Genomic DNA, 7,956 nt, shown 5'->3' with positions numbered 1-7,956 from the left:
AGGGGCCGGCACATTCAGCATTGATGTTGCCTGACATGCCGTCTTCGCGGGCAAGCCCGCTCCCACAAGGGATTGGTGATACTCGCAATGCCGGCGTCACCACAAAAAACTGTGGGAGCTGGCTTGCCAGCGAAGAGGCCGGCACATTCAGCATTGATGTTGCCTGACACACCGTCTTCGCGAGCAGGCTCGCTCCCACAGGGGCCGCCTCTGGAGCGAGCGGCCTTCAGGAACGCGTCACTTGCGAGTGAGCGGTAAAACGGGTGGCGACGATCTTCCATTGTCCGGCGATTCGCTGGTATCGGTCCTGATAAAAACCGCCCAACTGCCGCGTCGCCCCGCTCTCGCCATCCAGGTTGAAATACCACAGGGCCCAACGGCCCTGGGCTTCATCTTCGCTTAGCACCTGGATTTCCGGGTTGGCGCCGTGATGCAGGTCGATCACCCGATCATGGCAGGCCAGTTCACGGTACAGCGCGACAAAACTGTCGCGCTCGCGAAAGATCCCCAAAGGACCGTAATCGATCAGCACTTCACCTTCGGCAAAGCAGTCGGCAATCATCTCCACCTGCTTGAGATCGCAGGCATTGAGGTAGCGATGCTTGAGCTGGCGGATGTCCTCCAGCGCTTCCAGGCGGGCGATCCGCTGCTCCAGGTTCACACGGCACCTCGCGCGGTCACGTTGGCCTCACTCCAGAAGGCTTTCATCGAGCGGACCTTGCCATCGGCATCGAACTCCATCACGTCGATCACATGCAGCGAGCAGGGTTGCCCGCCCCACTCCATATCGACCCGAAATGGCATTGCGCCGTAGCCGTTGAGCGTCGCGCGAACCGGGCCGGTCCGGGTCGCCGAGACTTTCATCGCCCCCAACCCTTCACGGTAAAAGCGTGCGATGGCCTCGATGCCCTGCAACGGCGCCTGGCCGACCGGGTCTTCGACAGTGGCGTCTTTGGCGTAGAGCGCAAGGATGCCCTCAATGTCGCCGGCATCCACCAGTTCCACATAACGCGCCATGGTCGCCTGGATCTGCTCTGCGCTGATCATTCAGACCACCTCGAACAGGGCCGCGGCGCCCATGCCGCCACCGATGCACATGCTCACCACCACATAGCGCAAACCGCGACGCTGGCCTTCGACCAACGCGTGGCCGACCATCCGCGCGCCGGACATGCCGAACGGATGGCCGATGGAGATCGCCCCGCCGTTGACGTTCAGGCGCTCGGCCGGAATGCCCAGGGTGTCGCGGCAGTACAGCACCTGGCAGGCGAACGCTTCGTTCAACTCCCAGAGGCCGATGTGATCCATGGTCAGGCCGTGGCGCTTGAGCAGCTTGGGAATGGCGTAGATCGGGCCGATGCCCATCTCGTCGGAATTGCAGCCGGCGACGGCCATGCCGCGGTAGATCCCCAGCGGTTCCAGGCCGCGTTTCTCCGCCAGTTTGGCGCTCATCAACACCGAGGCCGACGCACCGTCGGACAACTGCGAGGCATTACCGGCAGTGATGAAACGGCCTTTGTCGCTCCACTGGCCGCCCGGCCACACCGGCTCCAGTGCCTTCAGGCTTTGCAGGGTGGTGTCGATGCGGTTGCACTCGTCGCGCAGCAAGGTCACGGATTCATGACGGGTTTCGCCCGTGGCCTTGTCGACGATCATCTGGCGGCTGGTCAGCGGCGCCAGTTCGCGGTCGAATCGCCCGGCGCTCTGCGCCTGTGCGGTGCGCAGCTGGCTCTGGTAGCTGTATTCGTCCTGCTCGTCGCGAGAGATGCCATAGCGCGCCGAGACGATTTCGGCGGTTTCGATCATCGGGATGTAGGCGTGCGGGTCCAGCTCGATCACCGAACCCGACTGGTTGCGATACAGGTTCTTGTGCTTATTCTGCACCAGGGAAATCGACTCCAGGCCACCGGCCACGGCGATGTCGATTTCGTCGCACATGATGCCTTTGGCGGCCATGGCGATGCTCATCAGGCCCGACGAGCACTGGCGCTCGACGGCCATCCCGGCAACCGATGCCGGCAAGCCGCCGGCAATCGCGCACAGGCGCCCCAGGTTGTACGACTGAGTACCCTGCTGCGCTGCGGCGCCGATGATCACGTCGTCCACTTCGCCCGGCTCGATGCCGGCGCGGCGCACGGCTTCGCGCACCACGTGGCCACCCAGTTGCGGCGCCTCGGTGTCATTGAACGCACCGCGAAAGGCTTTGCCGATCGGAGTACGGGCGGTCGAAACGATGACGGCTTCTTTCATGTTCAAATCCTCGAAATTCTGCTGGCCGGTTTACGCCGGGTAATAGCGGCTGATGGTGTCGACCACGCAGCCGGGGCGATCCTCGCCGTCGATCTCGACGCTGACGCGGATGGTCGCCTGTACGCCGCCCTTCACTTCCTCGACCGCGATCAGTTGCGCACTGCCGCGCACCTGTGAGCCGACGCGTACCACCGCGGGGAAACGCACTCGCTCACAGCCGTAATTGACGCCCATGGCCAGGCCACGGACTTCGACGATCTGCGGCAAGAACAGGTTGACCAGCGACAGGCTCAGGTAGCCATGGGCAATGCAGGCACCGAACGGGCCGCTGGCGGCCTTGAGCGGATCGACGTGAATCCACTGATGATCGCCGGTGGCGTCGGCGAACCGGTCGATGCGGTCCTGCTCCAGCAGCAGCCAGTCACTGGCGCCGAGCGCTTCGCCCACGGCGTCGAACAAGGCCATCGGCGTGTCGAAAATACGTGGCATGGTCACGCCCTCTGGCTGGACACCGACAACACTTCGCCGGTCATGTAGGAGCTGTAGTCGCTGGCCAGGAACATCATCACGTTGGCCACTTCCCAGACTTCGGCGGCGCGGCCGAACGCTTCGTTGGCGGCGAGTTGATCAAGTACTGCCTGGGGCGCGGATTTGCGCAGGAAATCATGCAGGGCAATGCTCGGGCTGACCGCGTTGATGCGGATGCCGTAGTCAGCCGCCTCGACCGCTGCACAGCGGGTCAAGGCCATGACGCCGGCCTTGGCGGCGGCGTAGTGCGATTGTTCTTTCTGCGCGCGCCAGCCGAGCACCGACGCGTTGTTGACGATGACCCCGGCACGCCGTTCCATCATCTTCGGCAGCATGGCGCGGGTCATGCGCATGGTGCCGGTGAGCGTCACATCGAGCACCCGGCTCCACTCCTCGTCACCCATCTCCACCAGCAAGCGCGAACCACCGAGGCCAGCGTTGTTGATCAACACATCGACACCCTGCAAGTCACGTTCGGCGCAGGCAATCAGCTGTTGCACCTGGGCTTCGTCGGCGACGTTGCAGACCTGGCCGAAGACCTGTTGCAACCCGGTGGTTTCACGGATCTTCAACACCGCCTCGGCCAACCGGCCTTCATGGATATCGCTGATCATCAGCGCGCGACAGCCTTCCTCGGCAGCACGTACAGCGGCGGAAAAACCGATCCCGGCACCCGCCGCCGCAGTGATCAGCACCGACTTGCCGCGCAGCAGGCCGCGACCTTCAACATATTGAGGTACAGACATGAACTCTCTCCTTTCAGGCGCGCGGACGCGGCTCTTTGGGCATGCCCAGGGCACGCTCGGCGATGATGTTGCGCTGGATTTCGTTGCTGCCGCCGTAGAGGGTGTCGGCGCGGCTGAACAGGTACAGCGACTGCAAACGGGTCAGTTGGTAAGGCGCGGCTTCGAGCAATTCCGCCTCGGCGCCAAGCACGTCCATCGCCAACTTGCCGAGGCTGGCGTGCCAGGTCGACCAGAACAGCTTGTAGATGGTCGCCTCCTTGCGCAGCGAACCGTCCTGGCTGCCCGAGAGCATGCGCAGCGAGTTGTAGCGCATGATCCGCAGGCCGCTCCAGGCCTCGGCCAGGCGCTGGCGCAGGATCGGATCGCGGTCTGCGCCATTGGCCTTGGCGATGGCGATGATTTCGTTGAGTTCGTTCTGAAACTGCATCTGCTGGCCGAGGGTCGAGACACCCCGCTCGAAGCCGAGCAGTGCCATGGCGATCTTCCAGCCGTCACCCGGCGCGCCGATGATGTTGGCGGCGTCGGTGCGGGCATCGTCGAAGAACACCTCGTTGAATTCCGAGGTGCCGGTCAGTTGTTCGATGGGCCGCACGGTGATCTGCGCCTGGGCCATCGGCACCAGCAGGAACGACAGACCGCGATGGCCGACGCTGCCCGGTTCGGTGCGGGCGATGACAAAACACCAATCCGATTCGTGGGCCAGGGACGTCCAGACTTTTTGCCCGTTGATCACCCAGGTTCCGCTCGCCTCATCCAGCGTCGCGCGGGTCTTGACGTTGGCCAGGTCGGAACCGGCCCCCGGTTCGGAATAGCCCTGGCACCAGAACTCGCTGCCGCTGACGATGCCCGGCAGAAAGCGCTGTTGCTGCTCGACCGTGCCGAACGCGGCAATGGTCGGCCCGGCCAGCCCTTCGCCGATATGCCCCATGCGACCGGGGCCACCGGCGCGGGCGTATTCTTCGTGGAATATCACTTGGCGGGTGATCGACAAGCCACGCCCGCCATGCTCCGGCGCCCAGCCGACGCAGGTCCAGCCGCCCTCGGCGAGCTTGCGTTCCCAGGCTTTGCGCTCTTCGGGAAACATGTGCTCATCGCCCGGACCGCCGCGAAAACGCAGGGGCTCGAATTCGCCACAGAGGTTGGCGTTCATCCAGTCGGCGACTTCCTGGCGGAAGCGTTCGTCCTGCTCGCTGAAACTGATTTTCATGGCTGCTCTCCAAGAATGACCGTGGCGATCCGCTCGCGATGCCAGGCCGGCAGCCCGAGGAAACTCTCGCTGGCGCGGGCGCGCTTGAAGTAGAGGTGCGGGTCGTATTCCCAGGTGAAACCGACGCCGCCGTGCAACTGGATCGACTCGGATGCGCAGGTGAAATAGGTTTCAGAGCACTGCGCCTTGGCCAACGCTGCTGCCAGCGGCAGTTCTGCCGCGACTTGCCGATCGCCCTGCGGATCGAGGACTTCCTGGGCCACGCACGCGGCGTAATAACTGGCCGAACGCGCGCATTCGACCTGCAGCATCATGTCGGCGGCGCGGTGTTTGAGGGCCTGGAAACTGGCGATCGGGCGTCCGAACTGCTGGCGTTCCTGCATGTACGCCACGCTGAGGTCGAGCACCTGCTGCGCGCCGCCGGTCTGCTCGGCAGCCAGGCCGATGCAGGCCAGTTGCAGCACTTGTTCAAGGTGCGACCAGCCGTTACCGAACTCACCCAGCAGCGCGTCCGCTTCAAGGTACAGGCCCTTGAGCTGGATCCGCGCCTGGCGCCGCGTCTGGTCCATGGTCGGCAGCATTTGCCGCTCGATGCCGGCCCGCCCGGCGCTCACGGCAAACAGGCTGATGCCCGCCTTGCCGGTCGAACCGGGCTGCCGTGCAGCGATGACCAAAAGGTCTGCGCCGTGCCCGTCGAGCACATGCTTGAGCGTGCCGTCGAGGACGAACCCGTCGCCCTCCGCCACCACCGTGGCCTGGACATCGTCGGCCGACCAGCCATTGGCACTGCTGAATGCCAGGGTCGCGGTCACGCTGCCGTCGGCAATCGACGGCAACCAGCGCTGCTTCTGTTCATCGTTGGCGGCCAGCAACAGGGCGGGCGTGGCCATGCAGGCGGTGGCGAAAAACGGCGAGCACAGCAAACGCCGGCCCATCTGTTCCAGCAGGATCGCCAGTTCGACAAAGCCCAGGCCGAGGCCACCATAGGTTTCGGGAATATGAATGGCTGGCCAGTACATTTCCTGGCACAGACGCTGCCAGAGGGCTTCATCAAAACCCCGTTCACTGACCATTGCCGCGCGCACGGCGGCAGAATCCGAGACATCGGCGAGGAAGCCCTCGGCCGATGCGCGGATCATTTCCTGTTCGTCGCTGAATGCAAACTCCATCGCGGCGCCTTCTGCTCGTTTGGCGGGGCGTGCGTGGCGCAACGCCCCTTTGAGCATGAAGTTTGGCGCCGGCCGGACGCGGCAGAATCGTTAGCCCTGCCTAGTCCGAACGGGGGATGTGTGGGTTCAGCCGGGAAGCCGATCAGCGGCAGTCACCGCCCATGCGCACCAGCAACGCTGAACGGTCCGGTTTCAGGTACGGGCTGATTTCACCGACCTGGCATGTGGCCAGGTTCTGCAATTGCGGTTCGAGGGGTTCCTGCACCAACAGCAATCCCGCCGGACGGGACTCGGACTGCAATTGCGCCACCGTCAGCGGTGCCACCGGCCGGCCCATGTAATAGACCAGACGGATATCCGGCTCACCGAGGGTATAAGCCTTCTGCCCGGGCTGCCCGCTGGCCAGCGTGGCAACCTGCTCGAGACCACCGACCCGGTGCGACAACACCCGCGCTTCGACGAACATGTAGAACACCACGAACCCGCCCAGCATCACGTAGGGCACAACGGCCAGGACCGTGCGCCAGCGCCCCTTGAGGTCATCGAGCACCGCCGTCCAGTGCATCGCCAGCAGCAACGCCATCGACGGATAGACCGGCAACAGGTACTTGCCATGCTTTTCGGTGAACAGGGAAAACACCACCAGCGGCAACAGGCTGCAGCACAGCAGCATGGCCGCCTCGCGGCGCGAGCGGATCATTGCCCAGAACTTGCGCGGCTGTACGAACACGATCAGCCAGAACGGGAAGAAATCACCGGCCAGGTACAACAGATACGCGTACCAGGCCTCGGCACCCTCCCCGTCGATCTTCTTCACGATGTCTTCGCTGATGATCGACGCCCAGATCCCCCAGCCCTGAGTCACCGACACCGCCAAATACCAGGAACTGCCCAGCACCACGGCAATCAGCCAGCCCCAACCGTCGCACAGATAAGCCTTGGCCCGGGCATCACGGTAGATCAAGGCATAGGCCAGGATCGGCGCGGTCACCCACAACAGGCACACCGGCCCTTTGGTCAGCAGCGCGCAGCCCAGCAGCACATAGCTCAACCGACTCCAGAAGACCCGACCTTGCTGGAAGATGAACTGCCAGGCCGCCAGCAATGCGCCGAAGCACAGCAGGGTCAACAGCATTTCGATTTCCGAGCGCCGTGCGAACAGGCTGAAGGCACCGTTCGCGGCCAGGAACACCACGGCGAACAAGCCGACCTGTCGCCCCGCCTGCCGAACGCCGTACAGATAGGTGCCGAAGCAGCACAGGGTGGCGGCCAGCGCCGATGGCAGACGCACGCTCCACTCGGACAAGCTGCCCAGCACCGCCGTTGAAACCAGGCCGGCCCAATAGAAAAACGGCGGCTTGGACAGGTACAAATCACCGTTCATGTAAGGCAGCAGCCAGCTGCCTGCCTCGCGCATTTCGCGCACGGTAACGGCGCGGCGGGCCTCGTTGACACTGAGGAACGGCAAGCTGCCCAGCCCCCAGAAAAACAGCAACGCCATCGCGACAGCCACGAGCAACGTAATATTTCGGGTCGATAACGATCCGCGCATGACCTACTCCTTCAGGCTTCTGCTCTTTGCGATCAACTGCAGGTTGCGAAAATAGACAATGGAGCCAAACGCTTGCCCGGCAATGAACACCGGGTCTTCGCGGTAAATGGCGTAGGCGAGCAGCAAGGTGCTGCCGACGATGCTCAGGTACCAGAAACTCACCGGGATCACGCTGCGTTTCTTGTACTCGCTGTACAGCCACTGCAGGACAAACCGCCCGGTAAAGGCAATCTGGCCGACAAAACCGACGATCAGCCACAAGGCTTCGCGAGAGAGGTTCATCCTTCAATCTCCTGGGCAATGGTATTGAGCCGTGTGCGCTTGATCAGCCACCAGACCCCGAACAGATCGAGGATGCCGACCAGCGCGCGGTCGATGTTGCCGTATTTCGACACCCCGGCCGTGCGCGGACGATGGTTGACCGGGTGCACGATCATGCGCCCGTTATGGCGCTGGATCAGCGCCGGAATATAGCGATGCATGTGGTCGAAGTACGGCAGGCGC

The 7,956-nt window shown here is 63.6% G+C and carries 9 protein-coding genes and 1 pseudogene; all 10 read right to left on the bottom strand.

Annotation, left to right across the window (positions count from 1 at the left end):
* Nucleotides 1-226: 226 nt before the first annotated feature.
* Entirely contained in the window at nt 227-661 is a 435-nt protein-coding gene (locus ACLD1X_RS28660; RefSeq protein ID WP_429373603.1) for a nuclear transport factor 2 family protein, read from the bottom strand.
* Nucleotides 658-1,047, bottom strand: coding sequence for a steroid Delta-isomerase (locus ACLD1X_RS28655; protein WP_429373601.1), 390 nt, complete (start codon nt 1,045-1,047; stop codon nt 658-660). Before ACLD1X_RS28655 ends, ACLD1X_RS28660 begins: the two co-directional genes overlap by 4 nt.
* Complete coding sequence (locus ACLD1X_RS28650) at nt 1,048-2,250, bottom strand: acetyl-CoA C-acyltransferase (protein ID WP_429373599.1); 1,203 nt, start codon at nt 2,248-2,250, stop codon at nt 1,048-1,050.
* Between the two features lie 30 nt (nt 2,251-2,280).
* The gene (locus tag ACLD1X_RS28645; RefSeq protein ID WP_429373597.1) at nt 2,281-2,739 is read right to left on the bottom strand and encodes a MaoC family dehydratase; all 459 of its coding nucleotides are present in this window, start codon (nt 2,737-2,739) and stop codon (nt 2,281-2,283) included.
* A gap of 2 nt (nt 2,740-2,741) precedes the next feature.
* Nucleotides 2,742-3,524 carry an SDR family oxidoreductase gene (locus ACLD1X_RS28640; protein ID WP_429373595.1) on the bottom strand — a complete coding sequence of 261 codons (783 nt, stop codon included), beginning with the start codon at nt 3,522-3,524 and terminating at the stop codon, nt 2,742-2,744.
* A 13-nt stretch (nt 3,525-3,537) separates the two neighbouring features.
* On the bottom strand, nt 3,538-4,731 hold the full coding sequence (locus ACLD1X_RS28635; protein ID WP_429373593.1) for an acyl-CoA dehydrogenase family protein: 1,194 nt from the start codon (nt 4,729-4,731) through the stop codon (nt 3,538-3,540).
* A complete protein-coding gene (locus ACLD1X_RS28630; RefSeq protein WP_429373591.1) occupies nt 4,728-5,900 on the bottom strand; it encodes an acyl-CoA dehydrogenase family protein in 1,173 nt (390 codons plus the stop codon). The genes ACLD1X_RS28635 and ACLD1X_RS28630 overlap by 4 nt, the downstream gene beginning before the upstream one ends.
* Before the next feature lie 142 nt (nt 5,901-6,042).
* Nucleotides 6,043-7,452: an ArnT family glycosyltransferase gene (locus ACLD1X_RS28625; protein WP_429373589.1), complete on the bottom strand. Its 1,410-nt coding sequence runs from the start codon at nt 7,450-7,452 to the stop codon at nt 6,043-6,045.
* Nucleotides 7,453-7,455: 3 nt separating this feature from the next.
* Complete coding sequence (locus ACLD1X_RS28620) at nt 7,456-7,734, bottom strand: lipid-A-disaccharide synthase N-terminal domain-containing protein (protein ID WP_429373587.1); 279 nt, start codon at nt 7,732-7,734, stop codon at nt 7,456-7,458.
* Nucleotides 7,731-7,956: pseudogene (locus ACLD1X_RS28615) on the bottom strand (dolichol-phosphate mannosyltransferase); the annotation flags it as partial. The pseudogene ACLD1X_RS28615 and the gene ACLD1X_RS28620, both read right to left, overlap by 4 nt.

The organism is Pseudomonas sp. 18173 (assembly GCF_050432945.1).
Classification (GTDB): domain Bacteria; phylum Pseudomonadota; class Gammaproteobacteria; order Pseudomonadales; family Pseudomonadaceae; genus Aquipseudomonas.
Note: the sequence above shows the minus strand (reverse complement) of the source record. Positions and strands in the feature narration are given on the sequence as shown.